Annotated in this window: 11 protein-coding genes and 1 pseudogene; 6 read left to right on the top strand and 6 right to left on the bottom strand. The window is 74.5% G+C overall.

The genetic code is table 11. From position 1 onward, the window contains the following. Positions 1-159 precede the first annotated feature (159 nt). Complete coding sequence (locus tag OP18_RS35835) at positions 160-468, top strand: WhiB family transcriptional regulator (RefSeq protein ID WP_033363547.1); 309 nt, start codon at positions 160-162, stop codon at positions 466-468. Positions 469-476: 8 nt separating this feature from the next. On the opposite strand, the gene bagB is transcribed toward OP18_RS35835, so the two are convergent. The 3 genes from bagB to OP18_RS53535 form a co-directional block, all read right to left on the bottom strand. Continuing rightward, positions 477-1,595: an ArsA family ATPase gene (gene bagB, locus OP18_RS35830; protein WP_033363546.1), complete on the bottom strand. Its 1,119-nt coding sequence runs from the start codon at positions 1,593-1,595 to the stop codon at positions 477-479. Between the two features lie 28 nt (positions 1,596-1,623). Continuing rightward, positions 1,624-2,574, bottom strand: a complete 951-nt coding sequence (bagA, locus tag OP18_RS35825) for an ATPase BagA (RefSeq protein ID WP_033363545.1) — start codon at positions 2,572-2,574, stop codon at positions 1,624-1,626. A gap of 68 nt (positions 2,575-2,642) precedes the next feature. Continuing rightward, complete coding sequence (locus OP18_RS53535) at positions 2,643-3,629, bottom strand: Rv0361 family membrane protein (RefSeq protein WP_156090029.1); 987 nt, start codon at positions 3,627-3,629, stop codon at positions 2,643-2,645. A gap of 146 nt (positions 3,630-3,775) precedes the next feature. Here OP18_RS53535 and sp36 point away from each other — a divergent pair, with 146 nt between their 5' ends. From sp36 to OP18_RS35800, 5 genes and pseudogenes are all read left to right on the top strand, one after another. Next, positions 3,776-3,934 carry a Sp36 family protein gene (gene sp36 / locus OP18_RS59235; protein WP_169788980.1) on the top strand — a complete coding sequence of 53 codons (159 nt, stop codon included), beginning with the start codon at positions 3,776-3,778 and terminating at the stop codon, positions 3,932-3,934. 1 nt (position 3,935) lies between these two features. Continuing rightward, a complete protein-coding gene (locus tag OP18_RS35815; protein ID WP_033363544.1) occupies positions 3,936-4,397 on the top strand; it encodes a RidA family protein in 462 nt (153 codons plus the stop codon). A 107-nt stretch (positions 4,398-4,504) separates the two neighbouring features. Beyond that, positions 4,505-5,290, top strand: a complete 786-nt coding sequence (locus OP18_RS35810) for an MBL fold metallo-hydrolase (protein ID WP_033363543.1) — start codon at positions 4,505-4,507, stop codon at positions 5,288-5,290. Next, a pseudogene (locus tag OP18_RS51545) lies at positions 5,287-8,790 on the top strand (adenylate/guanylate cyclase domain-containing protein); the annotation flags it as partial. The gene OP18_RS35810 and the pseudogene OP18_RS51545, both read left to right, overlap by 4 nt. Before the next feature lie 127 nt (positions 8,791-8,917). Further along, positions 8,918-10,498: a serine/threonine-protein kinase gene (locus OP18_RS35800; protein ID WP_313900945.1), complete on the top strand. Its 1,581-nt coding sequence runs from the start codon at positions 8,918-8,920 to the stop codon at positions 10,496-10,498. Here the strand turns inward: OP18_RS35800 and OP18_RS35795 are convergent. Genes OP18_RS35795 through OP18_RS35785 form a run of 3 tightly spaced genes read right to left on the bottom strand, consistent with a single transcriptional unit; the run spans position 10,492 to position 15,328 of the window. Then, entirely contained in the window at positions 10,492-11,652 is a 1,161-nt protein-coding gene (locus OP18_RS35795; RefSeq protein ID WP_033363542.1) for an acyl-CoA dehydrogenase family protein, read from the bottom strand. The genes OP18_RS35800 and OP18_RS35795 overlap by 7 nt on opposite strands. 29 nt (positions 11,653-11,681) lie before the next feature. Further along, complete coding sequence (locus OP18_RS35790; protein ID WP_033363541.1) at positions 11,682-13,703, bottom strand: ATP-binding protein; 2,022 nt, start codon at positions 13,701-13,703, stop codon at positions 11,682-11,684. A 44-nt stretch (positions 13,704-13,747) separates the two neighbouring features. Further along, complete coding sequence (locus OP18_RS35785) at positions 13,748-15,328, bottom strand: acyl-CoA carboxylase subunit beta (RefSeq protein WP_033363540.1); 1,581 nt, start codon at positions 15,326-15,328, stop codon at positions 13,748-13,750. Between the last annotated feature and the right edge of the window lies 1 nt (position 15,329).

The raw sequence follows: 15,329 nt of genomic DNA, 5'->3' as shown, positions 1-15,329 counted from the left end.
AGCTCCTCTCGGGGTTCCCGTGGCCGGGGACCCTGCCGTCGCGCCGGGTAGCCCGGCGAACTGCATCCAAAAGCCATGGGGGGACGTGGTTTGGGTGCTATTCGCTGGGGCAAGCACGGCGGATGGACCCGGGGGGAGTCCAAGGGGGGAAGAGGAAATATGAGCATGGTCGTCGACTGGCCCAGCATCGCCGCGTGTCGCAATGGCGACCCGGACGCATTGTTCGTCCAGGGTGCCGAGCAGAACGTGGCGAAGCGGATCTGCCGGAGCTGCCCTGTGCGGTACGAGTGCCTGGCGGACGCCCTCGACAACCGGATCGAGTTCGGAGTCTGGGGCGGCATGACCGAGCGCGAGCGCCGTGCGTTGCTGCGCCGTCACCCGCAGGTGCCCAGCTGGCGCAAGATGTTCGAAGCCGCCATGGACCGCAATGAGAAGGATGCTCCCAAGGAGCTCGTGCCGACCGGCTGAGGCACCGGTCAGAACGAAACTCCGATCGCGCGCAGCCCGTCGAGGTCATGGACGTCGGCGGGCTGCGCCGGGACCTTGACGACCGGCACACCGGGATGGGCGCGCAGGAACCGGCCGGAGACCGCCGCCTGCCGGTCGCGCTGGTCCGCCAGCTCGGCGTGCACCCGCAGCACCTCCGCGGTCGCCTGATGGCCGCCCAGCTCGTCGAGCCGCTCCGCGGCCGCCCGGGCCTCGTCGGCGGCCAGCTCCGCGGGCACCGACACCACCCGGTTGAGCACCAGCCCGGCCAGGGGCATCCGGTCGGCGGCGAGCCGCCCGGCGAAGTACATCGCCTCGCGCACCGCGTCCGGCTCCGGGGCCGCCACCACCAGGAACGCCGTCTCCGGTGCCTGCAACACCCGGTAGGTCTGCTCGGCCCGCTCGCGGAAGCCGCCGAACATCGAGTCCAGGGCGCCGACGAACCCCGACAGGTCGGTCAGCAGCTGCGCGCCGAGGATCTTCGTGACGGTACGGCTGAACAGCCCGAACGACGCGGACACCAGGTTGAACACGCTGCGCCCGCCGGCGCGGGCCGGGGCCAGCAGCAGCCGCAGCATCTTGCCGTCCAGGAAGCGCGACAGCCGGGCCGGAGCGTCCAGGAAGTCCAGCGCGGAGCGCGACGGCGGGGTGTCGACCACGATCAGGTCCCACTCGTCGCGGGCCCGCAGCTGGCCGAGCTTCTCCATCGCCATGTACTCCTGCGTCCCCGAGAACGTGGAGCTCATGGCCTGGTAGAAGGGGTTGGCGAAGATCTCCTCGGCGCGCTTCGGGTCGGTGTGCTCGAGCACGACCTCGTCGAAGGTCCGCTTCATGTCCAGCATCATGGCTTGGAGCTCGGCGGAGTCCGGTTGCAGGCCCTTGACCAGCCGCGGCGTGTTGTCCAGCTCGGTCAGGCCCAGCGCCTGCGCCAGCCGGCGGGCCGGGTCGATGGTGAGCACCACCGTGCGCCGGCCGTGCCGCTCGGCGGCGCGCACCGCCAGCGCCGCCGCCGTCGTGGTCTTGCCCACGCCGCCGGAGCCGCAGCAGACGACGATGCGGATCGCCGGGTCGGCGAGGATCGCGTCGACGTCGAGCTTCCCAGTCCCCACCTAGCGAGCGTATCCGCTGGGCGCTCGGTCAAGCCGAGGTGAGCAACAGATCACCGAGCGACTCCAGTGCCTGCGTGGTGACGCCCCCCGGCAGGACCGGCAGCTCCACCACCGGCCGGCCCAGGGCCTGCAGGTCGGCCCGCAGGGATGCCTCGGCGGCGACCCTGGTCTGATACGCCTTCGCCTCGCCGGCCAGGCCCGCGAGCACCTCCTTGTCGGCGCTGAGCCCGGCCGCGGTCAGGCCGCGGCGCAGGTCGGCCTGGGTCACCTTGGCCCCGGCGAGCACCGGCGGGCGGGTCGCGTTGACGATCACCGTGCCGATCGGGATGCCCAGCCTGGTGAGCTCGTCGATCGCGTCGGCGGTCTCCTGGACCGGCATCTCCTCCAGGAGGGTGACCACGTGCACCGCGGTCATCGGCGAGCGCAGGATCGCCGCCACGCCCTCGCTCTGCGTCTTGATCGGGCCGACCTTCGCCAGGCGCGCGGTCTCCGCCGTGACGTTGAGGAAGCGACCGATGCGGCCGGTCGGCGGCGCGTCGAGCACGACCGCGTCGTAGACCCGGCGGCCGTCGGCGGTGCGCGTCACCGCCTCCTTGACCTTGCCGGTCAGCAGGACGTCGCGCAGCCCCGGTGCGACGGTCGTGGCGAAGTCGACCGCGCCGACCTTGCGCAGCGCCCGGCCCGCCACCCCGAGCCGGTAGAACATCTCCAGGTACTCCAGCAGGGCCTCTTCGGCGTCCACGGCCAGCGCCCGGACCTCGCCGCCGTCGCGCGCCGTCGCGATCCGCAGCTCCTGGTAGGGCAGCGGGTCGCGGTCGAAGAGCTGTGCGATGCCCTGCCGCGCCTCGACCTCGACCAGCAGCGTGCGCCGGCCGTCCCGGGCGAGCGCCAGGGCCAGGGCGCCGGCGACCGTCGTCTTGCCGGTGCCACCCTTGCCGGTGACCACATGCAGACGGGCGGGCCAGCCCAGGTTTCCCACCCGGCCGCCCCGCCCGTCCTGAGCCTCGCGCGTTGTCACCCCTCGACGCTACAGGGCGCCGTGCGGGACTACGCCGCAGTGATCTCGCACACCCACCAGCCGTTGTCGTTGGTGGCGAGGATCTTGTACTTGGTCTCCGCGACCTTCTCGTCGCTGGTGGCGACCTTGATCGGCACGAGCAGCGTCGCGGAGGAGGAGTCCTGCTTCTCCACCGTCGGGGCCGGCCACGAGTAGGTCGGGCTGCTCAGGCCGGAGTTGTACTTGCGGATCTCGTCGACCCGCGCCGCCAGCTTGTTCTTGTCGCGCGCGCTCGAGCACACGTACTTGAGCGCCTCGGCGGTGTTGTTGTCCTTGTAGACCGCCTTGAGGAAGCCGTTGACCGCCTCGATCGCGGTCGGCTGGCCCTTGCCCTGGTTGCCCTTGGTGACGAAGTACGCGGCCGCGCCGCCACCGCCGCACAGGACGAGCACGACCGCCAGGACGATCAGCGTGATCATCAGGCCGCGCTTGCGCGGCGGCGCCGGCTGCTGGTAGCCGGGCTGGTAGCCGCCGGCATACGGGTCGGCCGGGAACCCGCTGGTGGGCTGGCCGGGGAAGCCGCTGGTCGGCTGGCCCGGGAACCCGCTGGTGGGCTGGCCAGGGAAGCCGCTGGTCGGCTGCTGCGGGAACTGCCCGGTCGGCTGCGGGCCGGTCGGGAACGCGCCCGTCGGCGGGTACTGCTGCGGCTGCTGCGGGAAGCCCTGCTGCGGGAACTGCGTCGGGTCGGGCTGCCCGTACTGCGGGGGCTGCCCGAACTGCGTCGGGTCCGGCTGCTGCTGCGGATACCCGGCCTGCGGGAACGGCGGCTGGACCGGCACCGCGTACGGCTGGCCGGAGGTGGGCGGCGCGGACGTCGGCGGGGCGGAGGTGGGCGGCGCGAAGGGGTCCTGCACCGCCGGCGCGGGCGGCCAGCCCTGCCCCGGCGGGGCCTGCGGAGGCTGGCCCGGCGCGGCGTAAGGGTCGCCTGGCTGGCCCTGGTACTCGGGCTGCCCTGGGTACTGGGGCGGTTGTGTCATGTCTCCACCTCGTGTGCGACGACCGGGTCCGCCGGCGGTCCGGCTCCCGGGACCCGTGCGGCGCGGCCCTTAGGGTAGCCGCCGCGCGCATGCATTGGGGGACCCGATTCCATCGGCGCGCAGGGGCTGACCGATAGTCTCGCCTCATGCAGAAATGGGAGTACCTGACCGCACCCCTGCTGGTCCACAACACGAAGCTGATCCTGGACAACTTCGGCGAGGACGGCTGGGAGCTGGTGGCGATCGTGCCCGGCCTCAACCCGGAGAATCTCGTCGCCTACTTCAAGCGGCCGAAGGCCGGCTGACATGGGCAGCGAGGTGTTCGCCCGGCTCGAGGAGCTCGGGCTGACGATCCCGGCGGTCGTGCCGCCGGTCGCCGCGTACGTGCCGGCCGTGCGGACCGGCAACCACGTCTACGTCTCCGGACAGCTGCCGATGGTCGACGGCAAGCTGGCCGCCGAGGGCCTGGTCGGCCAGGACGTGACGCCGGAGCAGGCCAAGGACCTCGCCCGCCAGGCCGGGCTCAACGCCCTCGCCGCCGTGCACGCCCTGGTCGGCCTGGACAAGGTCGTCAAGGTGGTCAAGATCGTCGGGTTCGTCGCGTCGGGGCCGGGCTTCACCGGCCAGCCGGGCGTCGTCAACGGCGCCAGCGAGCTGTTCGGCGAGGTCTTCGGCGACGCGGGGCGGCACGCCCGCAGCGCCGTCGGCGTCTCCGCCCTGCCGCTGAACACCCCGGTCGAGGTCGAGGCCATCTTCGAGGTCGCCTGACGCGACCGGACGCGGTCCCCGGCCGGCGGGCGGCGCGGGTCCCGGCGCGGGTCCCTCAGCCGGTCGGGTGACGTGTCGAGTGAACTGGCCCGCCGTACGATCTCTTCGTGGTAAGCCACGTCACCGCCCCGACCGCCGAGGTCCTCACGACGTTGCCCGACTGGGTGACGCTCGTGCGCGCGCCCAATCCGGGGCCCATGACGCTCGACGGCACCAACACCTGGCTCCTGCGGGCGCCGGGTGGCGGCTGTGTCGTCGTCGACCCGGGCCCGCTGGACGAAGGCCACCTGCGGGCGGTGGCGGAGCACGCCCCGGTCGCCGCCATCATCCTTACCCACAGCCACATCGACCACACGGAAGGTGTCCCCCGGCTCGCGGAGCTCACGGGCGCGCCGGTGCACCAGCCACCCGTACACGCGACGCTGGACGTGGACGGGGTGGTGGTGGAGCCCGTCGTCACACCCGGTCACACCGCCGACTCGGTCTGCTTCGCCGCCCGGCACGGCGACCAGCGGGTGCTCCTGACCGGCGACACCATCCTCGGCCGCGGCACCACGATCGTGGCCTGGCCCGACGGCGACCTCGGCGACTACCTGGACAGCCTGGACCGCCTCGCCGGTTTCGACGCGGTGCCCGCCCTGCCCGGCCACGGCCCGGCGCTCACCGACGCCGCGGTCGCCGCCCGCTTCTACCGCCAGCACCGCGAGGCGCGGCTCGACCAGGTCCGCGAGGCGCTCGCCGCCGGCGCGCTCGAGCCGGCCGAGGTGGTCGCCCGGGTGTACGCCGACGTCGACCGCAGCCTGTGGGAGGCGGCGGAGTGGTCGGTCCGCGCGCAACTTGCCTACCTGAGGCGGGAATCACAACCACCCCACTTAGGGTTGGACGCAACGTGACGTGTTCGGTGTGTGGGACCGTGGCCGTTCCCGGTGCGCGGTTCTGCCACCATTGCGGCTCCGCGCTGCCGGCCGCCGCCACCCTGCCGGCCGCCGAGCGGCGGATCGTGACGGTGCTCTTCGGCGACCTGTCGGACTTCACCGCCTGGTCCGAGGACCTCGACCCGGAGCGGGTCGGCGCGGTCACCGACCGGGTGCTCGCCGCGCTCGCCGGCGCGGTCAAGACCTTCGGCGGCCACGTCGACAAGCTCACCGGCGACGGCATCATGGCCGTCTTCGGCGCGCCGGTCGCGCACGAGGACGACGCCGAGCGGGCCGTCCGCGCGGCCCTGTCGATGCAGCGCGCGGTGCGCCGGGTGCTCGACGACGAGCGCGGCGGCGGCGCCCCCCTCGGGCTGCGCATCGGGCTCAACACCGGCGCCGTCGTCGCCGGCGTCCAGGCCGGCATCGAGTACACGGTCATCGGCGACACGGTGAACACCGCGGCCCGCCTCGCCGACGCCGCCGCGATCGGCGCCGTCTACGCCGGCGACCGCACCGCGGCCACCACCCGGCGGCTCGCCTCGTGGCGCGCGCTGCGGCCGCTGCGCCTCAAGGGCAAGCGCGAGCCGGTCGAGGCGTTCGAGCTGCTCGGCCTGCTCGACGCCCCCGGCACCCGCTCCGGCCTCGGCGACGAGGCGCCGTTCGTCGGCCGCGAGGCGGAGCTGGCCCGGGTCTCCGGCCGGCTCGCCGAGATCGCCGACCGGCAGGAGACCCGGGTGCTGGTCTTCACCGGCGAGGCCGGGCTGGGCAAGTCGCGGCTCGCCGGCGAGATCGAGCGCTTCGCCGCCGGCTACCTCGGCGGCGCCGGCTACACGCCCAGCGCCGGGTTCGCCCCCGGCGGCGGTGCCCGGGTGCTGTCGGTGCACTGCGCCGCGTTCGGCGAGCGCCGCCGGCTCGCGCCCCTCGCCGACCTGGTCCGCGCCGCCATCGGCCTGCCGCCGGACGCCACCAACCTCACCCGCGAGGCGGTCGAGGAGCGCCTGCGCCGCCTCGCGCAGCGGCTGGCCCGCGCCGCCCGCGGCCGCCCCGAGCCGCCGCGCTTCGCCACCGACCTGCTGCTGAGCCTCATCGGCTACTCCGGCTCGGCGCCGGAGGCGTCCTGGGTCGCGCCCGGCGCCAAGCCCGACGAGCTCGACCTGCACGCCGTGCCCAACGCGGTCGCCGAGCTGCTGTCCGGCATGGCCGCCGAGACGCCCCTCGTGGTCATCGTCGACGACCTGCACGACGCGACCGCCGAGACCGTCGACGCGCTCGGCGCCGTCATCGAGCGGATCACCGGCCCGGTCCTCATCGTGCTGCTCGGCCGGCCGGAGCTGGTCCGCTCCGCCGGCGTGCTGACCCGCGTCCCCGACGCCGAGCTGGTGCCGATCCCGCCGCTGCGCGGCGCCGACGCGGCCCGGCTGCTCACCGCGTACCTCGGCGGCGGGCGGCTCGCCGCGCCGGACGAGGACCGGCTGCTGGCCACCGCCCAGGGCAACCCGTTCTACCTCGCCGAGCTGGTCACGCTGCTGCAGGAGCGCGGCGCGCTGAGCACCGTGCCCGGCAGTGACCCCACCGGCTGGCGGCTCACGCCCGGGTCCCTCGGCGGGCGGCTGCTGTCGCGCGACCTCGCCGCCGTCCTCGCCGCGCGCATCGACGCGCTGCCGCCGGACACCCGCGCCGTGCTGCGCGACGCCGCCGTCATCGGCGACACCGTGCCCGGCCGGGCGCTGGAAGCGCTGCGCTTCAACCCGCCCGGCCAGCCGGCCCGGCCCGCCGTCGTCGCCGCCGTCGAGCTGGAGCGGGCCGTGGAGGAGCTGCTGCAGCGGCGCATGCTGCGGCGCGCCCGCGGCGGGTTCGCGTTCGCCACGCCGCTGCTGCGCGAGGCCGCGTATGCCGGCATCGGCAAGGCCGACCTCGCCGAGCGGCACGCGGCGCTGTCGCGCTGGGCCGCCGCGGCGATGGCCGCCCACCACGGCGCCGGCAACACCGGCGGCACGGTCACCGGTCTCAACATGACCGCCGGCGCCGCCGACGCGTTCATCGCCGAGCACGCCGAGCGGGCCTCGCGCCTCGCCGACGTCGTCGGGCTGCGCCCTGACTCCCTCGCCCGCTCCGCGGCGCCGCTCGGCGTCCAGGCCCTCGGCCGGGCCGCCCGCGAGGCGCTCGCCACCGGCGAGCCCGCCCAGGCCGCGCAGGCCGCCGAGCGGGCCGTCGCGCTCGGCGGCGGGGTCGTGCCGCCCGCCGACCGGCTCGTGCACGCGCGGGCGCTGCTGCAGCTCGGCAGGGTCTCGGAGGCCCTCGCCGGCGCCGAGAAGATCACCGCCAATGCTCCCGACGACCCGGCGGTGCGCGTCGGGGCGCTCCTCGTCGCCGGCCGCGCCTACCGTGCCGCCGGCGACCAGCGCCGCAGCTACCAGACCCTGACCGAGGCGCTCGAGGCCGCGACGGCGGCGCGCCTCACGTACGAGCGCGGCGACGCCATGCGCCGCCTGGGCATGGCCGACTTCCTCGAAGGGCGGCTCGCCGAGGCCGGCGGGCGCTTCGCCGAGTCGTTCCAGATCGCGGTGAGCGCCGGCGACCGGCGGGCGCAGGCCTGGTCGCTGCAGCACCTGGCGTGGGTCACCACCACCCGCGGCGACTTCGCCGGCGCGGACGCGGCCCTCGGCCGGGCCGCCCGCCGCTTCGCCGAGCTCGGCGACCCCGTCGGGCGGGCCTGGCTGCGCGGCACCACCGCGTTCGTGCGGCTCCTCGCCGGCCGGCTCGGCGAGGCCAGGCGGCTGGCGAAGGCGTTCCTGCCGTTCGGCGAGCGGGTCGGCGACGCCTGGGCGGTCGGCACCCTGCGCGCGGTCGAGGCGTTCGCGGCCGCGGAGAGCGGTGACCTGGCCGACGCGGACCGGGAGGCGCGCCGGGCGTACCGGGACTTCGCCGCCGCGGGTGACGACTGGGGCCGCGGCCTCGCGCTCGTCGTGCGCGGCGTGATCGCCCGCGAGCTGGCCGAGCCGGCGCACGCCCACGACCTGCTCACCGACGCCACCGAGTACGGCGAGAAGACCGGCCACCCGCTGCTCATCGGCATGTCGCGGACCATGCGCGGCTTCGTGCTCCTGGACCGTGGCGACCCCGCCGCCGCCGAGGACGACGCCCGCGTGGTGCTGCAGGTCGTGGAGACCCATGACGTGCTGGAGGCGGCGAAGGTCGCGCCGAAGGTGCTGTTCGGCCTGGCCCGCCAGGCGCAGGGCGACCTGGAGGCGGCGCTGGAGGTGCTCGGCTGCGTGGCCGCCGACCGGCCCGGCCCGTCGGTGATGTTCTCCCGCCGGTACGCGGTCGCCGCCTACGCCGGCGCGCTGCTGGCCGCCGGCCGGCAGGTCGAGGCCCTGGACTGGGCCCGGCAGGCGCAGACCCTGGCGGGGGAGGACGTCCGCAGCCGGGTCTACGCCGCCCGGGTCCTCGCCGACGCGCTGCAGGCCAACGGCCAGTGTGACGAGGCCGCGGTGGTGACGGCGGCCCTGACGCCCGCACCCTGAGCGCGGCGCGGGTGGGCCAGCATCCGTTGTTGCCGATGCGTGACGGCGAATGTCCGGCGGCTGTCGTACCGTTCTAGCCGTGACCGCAGCCGCACCCCTGCCGACGGTGCCCGGGATGACCGGGTTGTCCGTCTTCGCGCGCGGCGGCTACGCGACGGTCTACCGGGCCACCCAGGAGTCGGTCGGCCGCGAGGTCGCCGTGAAGGTCGAGAACCGCACCCTGGAGACCGAGCGCGACCGGCGGCGGTTCCTGCGCGAGGCCCGCGCCGCCGGGCGGATGTCCAGCCACCCGCACGTGGTCGACCTCTTCGACGCCGGCGTGACCGACCAGGGCCACCCCTACCTGATCATGGAGCTGTGCGACGGCTCCTACGCCGAGCGCATGCGCGACTCGCCGCTCACCGCCGCCGAGGCCCGCGACGTCGGCTTCAAGATCGCCGATGCCCTCGCCGACGCGCACGCGCTGGGGGTGCTGCACCGCGACGTCAAGCCGGCCAACATCCTCTTCAGCCGGTTCGGCGAGCCGGCGCTGGCCGACTTCGGCCTGGCCATCCTCGCCGAGTGGCGCGACGAGTCGATGACCCTCGACACGCTCACCCCGGCCTACGCGCCGCCCGAGACGTTCCGGCAGTCACCGCCGGCCGCGGCCGCCGACGTCTACGCGCTGTGCGCCACCCTCTACGCGCTCATGCGCGGCCGCCCGCCGCGCTGGCGTGACGACCAGGCACCGAGCCTGCTGTCGCTGGTCGACATGTTCAACGAGCACATCCCCGACCTGCCCGGCTGCCCCGAGAGCCTGATGGCGGTCCTGCGCGCCGGCATGGCCAACGAGGAGGCCGACCGGCCGAGCGCGATCGAGCTGCGCGACATGCTCATCGGGCTGCGGCTGGAGCCGACGCCGCCGGTGATCGTGCCGCCGCTGGGCTCGCCGCCGGTCGAGCCGGTCTACACCTCCAAGCCTCCGCCCCCGCCCCCACCGCCTCCGCCGCCGGGCCGCCTGCTCGACTCGCCGTTCCTCGGCGGCGACGACCCCGACAAGACCGTCCAGCACGCCGCCGGCGAGACCCCACCACCGGCCGGGCCGCCCGGGGACGGGATCGTGCCGGACACGCCGCAGCCCCCGCCCGGCGCCCGGAAGTTCATGCTGGTCGCCGGCGCGGTGATCCTGCTCGTGCTGGCCCTGGTGGGGGCCGGCATCGCGTACAACCTCAACGCCGGCGCCGGACCGGACCCGGCGAAGAGCCCGTCGGCCGGCCCGCCGACGGGCGCCGCGGCCTCGCCGACCCGCGGCACCGGCGGGATCCCGGCGACGGTCGCCTGCCCGGCGGCGGTGTCGAAGGCGGCCCGCTGCTCGCAGACGGTCGAGTGCTTCGACGCCGACCGCAGGCCCGCTGACTGCGCAGGGGCGCACACCTGGGAGGTGTTCGCCTACGGTGACCTGCCGGCCGGCAGCCAGGTCAGGACCGCCAAGGACAGCGCGACGGTCGGCGAGGTGTGCAGCCTGAAGACCCTGCTGCTGGTGTACCTGCCGGCGGTCGGCTGGCGGGTCGACGTCCTGCTGCCGGGCCCGGCCGAGCAGCAGGCCGGGCCGACGACGTTCCGCTGCCTGGCCGGCAACCCGCCGAGCACGTTCACCGGCCAGCAGCTGCGCCGTCAGTAGGACTTCTCCTGGCCCATCAGGTGCTGGGCGACGAAGTTGAGGATCATCTCGCGGGACACCGGCGCGATGCGCCCGGCGCGGGTGGCGCCGAGCAGGGTCGCGACGCCGTACTCGGTGGTCATGCCGTTGCCGCCGTGCGCCTGGATCGCGGTGTCCACCGCCAGCGCCGACGCCTCGGCCGAGGCGTACTTCGCCATGTTCGCGTTGACGCCCGCCTCCAGGTCCCGGCCGGCGTCGTAGAGCGCCGCGGCCTTCGCCACCATCAGCCGGGCCAGCTCCACCTGGATGTGCGCGTGCGCCATCGGGTGCGCCACGCCCTGGTGGCTGCCGATCGGCCGGCCCCACACGGAGCGGCTCGCGGTGTACGTCGAGGCCCGCTCCAGCGCGTACCGGGCGGTGCCGCACGCCATCGCGGCCACCGTGATCCGCTCCGGGTTCAGGCCGGCGAACAGCGCCGGCAGGCCCGCCTCGGCGTCCTCGCCGATCAGGGTGTCGGCCGGGACCCGCACCTCGTCGAAGAAGAGCAGGAACTGGTTCTCCGGCGAGACGATCTCCATGTCCAGCTTGGACAGGGTCAGCCCCGGCGCGTCGGTGGGGACCATGAACAGCGCCGGCTTGAGCTTGCCGGTCCGCTCGTCGGCCATCCGGGCGACCACGACGACCTGGGAGCACTCGTCGACCCCGGAGATGTACACCTTCCGCCCGGTGATCACGTACTCGTCGCCGTCGCGCTTCGCCACGGTGGACAGCTTGTGGAAGTTGGACCCGGCGTCGGGCTCGGTGATGGCGAAGCACACCTTGCGCGTGCCGTCGGCGAAGCCCGGCAGCCAGCGCTCGCGCTGCGCCTGGGTGCCGTGCCGGTTGACGATCGTGGCCGCGATCGCCGGCGACACGACGAGCAGCAGCAGCGGCGCGCCGGCCGCGGCCAGCTCCTCGCAGACGATCGCCAGCTCGGTGATGCCGCCACCGCCGCCGCCGAACTCCTCCGGCACGCTGACGCCGAGGTAGCCGAGCTTGGCCGCCTCGTCCCACAGCTCGTCGGAGTGCTCACCGGCCTTGGCCTTGCGCACGAAGTACTCGTGCCCGTAGCGCCGGCCGAGCTTCGCCACCGCGTCGCGGAGGTCCTGCTGCTCCTGGGTGTAGTCGAAGTCCATGAGGGGTGGGCTCCAATCTGGTCGCGTATCTACGCCGGGGTCAGCACCGCCAGCAGGGCGCCCGACTCGACCTGCGAGCCGGCCGCGACCCGCAGGTCGCTGATGACGCCGTCGGTGGGGGCGTGCACGGGGTGTTCGAGCTTCATCGCCTCCACGGTCAGCAGCAGCTCACCGGCGGCGACCCGCTGGCCGGGCACGACGAGGACCCGCCCGACCGCGCCCGGCAGCGGCGCGATCAGCGAGCCCTCGGGCTGCTCGGCGACCGGCAGCGGGTAGCGGGGCAGCTCGGTCAGGGTCACCGAGCCCTCGGAACTGTCCACGAAGGACACGCCGCCGACCTCGTGCACGGCGAACTGCAGCCGGACCCCGGCGACGTCGAGCACGACCTGGTCGCCGGTCGCCGAGACGATCCGCGCCGGCGGGTGGTCGGGCGCGCCGGCCGGGTCGAGCGCGGCGCCGGGCAGCCCGATGTCGTCGGGGTCGATGCGGCGCACCGCCCAGGCGGCCAGGTCGTTGGAGCGGTCCAGCCGGTACCCGACCTCGATCGTGCCCGTGGGGCCCTCGTACACCACCGTCTGCAGCGCGCTGGGGACGTTGCGCCAGCCGGACGGCAGGCCGGGCAGGGTGGCCGTCTTCGCCCGGCGGGCGGCCCCGGACAGCGCGGCGGCCAGGCACGACAGCCGCACCGCGTCCACGGAGGACAGCAGCGGCGCGAACACCTCCGGGTGCCGGTCCAGGAAGCCGGTGTCGGTCCCGCCGGACAGGAACGCCGCGTGCCGCAGCACCCGCACCAGCAGGTCCCGGTTGGTGGTGACGCCGTGGATGCGCGCCCTGGCCAGGGCGTTGGCCAGCATGCGGGCCGCCTCGGCCCGGGTCGGCGCCCAGGCGACCAGCTTCGCCAGCATCGGGTCGTAGTGCACGCCCACGACCGAGCCGTCCACCACCCCGGCGTCCAGGCGCAGGCCCGGCGCGGGCAGCGGGCCGAACGCGTGCGCGACGCCCGGCACGTCGAAGCGGTGCACCGTGCCCGTGGAGGGCATCCACGCGTAGGCGGGGTCCTCGGCGTACAGGCGGACCTCGATCGCGTGCCCGCGCAGCGGCGGCGGGCCGTTGAACGGCAGCGGGCCGCCCTCGGCCACGACCAGCTGCAGCCGCACCAGGTCGACGCCCACCACGCACTCGGTGACCGGGTGCTCGACCTGCAGCCGGGTGTTCATCTCCAGGAAGAAGAACTCGCCCGACGGCGCGAGGAGGAACTCGACCGTCCCGGCGCCCACATAGGACACCGCGCGGGCCGCCGCGACCGCCGCCTGGCAGAGCCGGTCGCGCAGCTGCGGGTCGACCGCCGGCGACGGCGTCTCCTCGACGATCTTCTGGTGCCGGCGCTGGATCGAGCACTCCCGCTCGCCGAGCGTCACCACGTTGCCGTGCGAGTCGGCCATGATCTGGACCTCGATGTGGCGGGCCCGCTCGACGTACCGCTCGCAGAAGACCGTGCCGTCGCCGAACGCCGACGCCGCCTCGCGCCGCGCGGCCGCGACCGCCTCGGCGAGCGACTCGGCATCCCGGACGATGCGCATGCCCCGGCCGCCGCCCCCGGCGGACGCCTTCACCAGCACCGGGAACGTGTCGACCTGCTCCGGCTCCAGCGCGGTCGGCAGCATCGGCACGCCAACGTCGGCGAGCAGCGCCTTCGCCTCGATCTTCGAACCCATCAGCGCGATCGCCTTCGGCGACGGCCCGACCCAGGTGAGCCCGGCGTCGATGACGGCCCGGGCGAACTCCGCGTTCTCCGACAGGAACCCGTACCCGGGGTGCACCGCGTCGGCGCCGCACTTGCGGGCCGCCGCGACGATCAGGTCGCCGCGCAGATACGTGGCGGCCGGCGCGTTGCCCGGCAGGTGGACGGCGTAGTCGGCCTCGGCGACGTGCGGCGCGTCGGCGTCGGCGTCGGAGTAGACGGCGACCGTCTCGACACCCATCGCCCGGCAGGTGGCGAACACCCGCCTGGCGATCTCGCCGCGGTTGGCGACAAGCAGCCTGCGAATCACGGCTCGGTCCTTTGCGTAGTGGCTTGAAGCCTGTACGGAGTGGCTCAAAGGCGGAAGACGCCGAAGTTGGGCTCGGCCTGGCCGCGGCCCACGAGCGCCAGGCACATGCCGAGCACGGTGCGGGTGTCGCGGGGGTCGATGACGCCGTCGTCGTACAGGCGGCCGGACAGGAACAGCGCCGCGGACTCCTGCTCGACCTTGTGCTCGACCATGAACCGCATCGTGCGGTCCTGCTCCTCGTCGTAGGCGTGGCCCTTGGCCTCCGCGGCCTGCCGGGCCACGATCGACAGCACCCCGGCCAGCTGCTGCGGGCCCATCACCGCCGACTTGGCGTTCGGCCAGGTGAACAGGAACCGCGGCTCGAAGGCGCGGCCGCACATGCCGTAGTTGCCGGCGCCGTACGACGCGCCGATGTTGACCGTCAGGTGCGGCACCCTCGAGTTGGCCACCGCGTTGATCATCAGCGCGCCGTGCTTGATGATGCCGCCCTGCTCGTACTCGCTGCCCACCATGTACCCGGTGGTGTTCTGCAGGAAGAGCAGCGGCGTGCCCGCGGCGTTGGCCAGCTGGATGAACTGGGCCGCCTTCTGCGCCTCGGCGGAGAACAGCACGCCGCGGACGTTGGCCAGCACGCCGATGCGGTGGCCGTGGATGGCCCCCCAGCCGGTGCACAGGGCCTGGCCGTAGGCGGGCTTGAACTCGTCGAACTCGCTGCTGTCGAGGATCCTGGCGAGGATCTCCCGGGGGTCGAACGGCACCCGCAGGTCGGCCGACGGGATGCCGAGCAGGTCCTCGGCGTCGTACTTGGGCTCGGGCCCGTAGCTGCGGGCGACCGTGTGCCGGAAGTTGCGCACGCAGCCGCGCGCCAGGCGCAGCGCGTCGCGCTCGTCCTCGGCCATGTAGTCGGCCAGGCCGGACCGGGTGGCGTGCATCGCCGCGCCGCCCAGGGTCTCGTCGTCGACGGTCTCGCCGGTGGCCATCTTCACCAGCGGCGGGCCGGCGAGGAACACCTTGGCCCGGTCCCGCACGAAGATCGTGTAGTCCGACATGCCCGGCACGTACGCGCCGCCGGCGGTCGCGTTGCCGAAGACCACCGCGATCGTCGGGATGCTCGCCGCCGACAGCCGGGTCAGGTCGCGGAACGCCGCCCCGCCCGGGATGAAGATCTCCGCCTGCTGCGGCAGGTCCGCGCCGCCCGACTCGACCAGGTTGATCATCGGCAGCCGGTTCTCGCGGGCGATCTGGCCGGCCCGCTGGGTCTTCTTCAGCGAGAACGGGTTGACCGCGCCGCCGCGGACCGTCGGGTCGTTCGCCACGATGACGCACGGCGTGCCTTCGACGATCCCGATGCCGGTGACCACGCTGGCGCCGACCGGGTAGTCGGTGCCCCACGCCGCGACCGGGCAGATCTCCAGGAACGGCGAGTCCCGGTCGACCAGCAGCTCGATCCGCTCGCGCGGCAGCAGCTTGCCGCGGGCGTGGTGGCGGGTCACGTACTTCTCGCCCCCGCCGCCGCGCGCCTGCCGCAGCGCCGACTCCAGCTCGGTCAGCCGCTCCAGCATCGCCTCCCGGTTGTCCAGGTAGGCGGCCCCGCGCGGGTCGAGGGCACTCGTCAGAACCGGCATG

Origin of the sequence: Dactylosporangium aurantiacum (genome assembly GCF_000716715.1) — a bacterium.
Classification (GTDB): domain Bacteria; phylum Actinomycetota; class Actinomycetes; order Mycobacteriales; family Micromonosporaceae; genus Dactylosporangium; species Dactylosporangium aurantiacum.
Note: the sequence above shows the minus strand (reverse complement) of the source record. Positions and strands in the feature narration are given on the sequence as shown.

Excerpts from the sequence above, each read along its gene's own strand:
- OP18_RS35835 (WP_033363547.1), top strand. The coding sequence starts at position 160 with ATGAGCATGGTCGTCGACTGGCCCAGCATCGCCGCGTGTCGCAATGGC.
- OP18_RS53535 (WP_156090029.1), bottom strand. The coding sequence starts at position 3,629 with ATGACACAACCGCCCCAGTACCCAGGGCAGCCCGAGTACCAGGGCCAG.
- sp36 (WP_169788980.1), top strand. The coding sequence starts at position 3,776 with ATGCAGAAATGGGAGTACCTGACCGCACCCCTGCTGGTCCACAACACG.
- OP18_RS35815 (WP_033363544.1), top strand. The coding sequence starts at position 3,936 with ATGGGCAGCGAGGTGTTCGCCCGGCTCGAGGAGCTCGGGCTGACGATC.
- OP18_RS35795 (WP_033363542.1), bottom strand. The coding sequence starts at position 11,652 with ATGGACTTCGACTACACCCAGGAGCAGCAGGACCTCCGCGACGCGGTG.
- OP18_RS35785 (WP_033363540.1), bottom strand. The coding sequence starts at position 15,328 with ATGCCGGTTCTGACGAGTGCCCTCGACCCGCGCGGGGCCGCCTACCTG.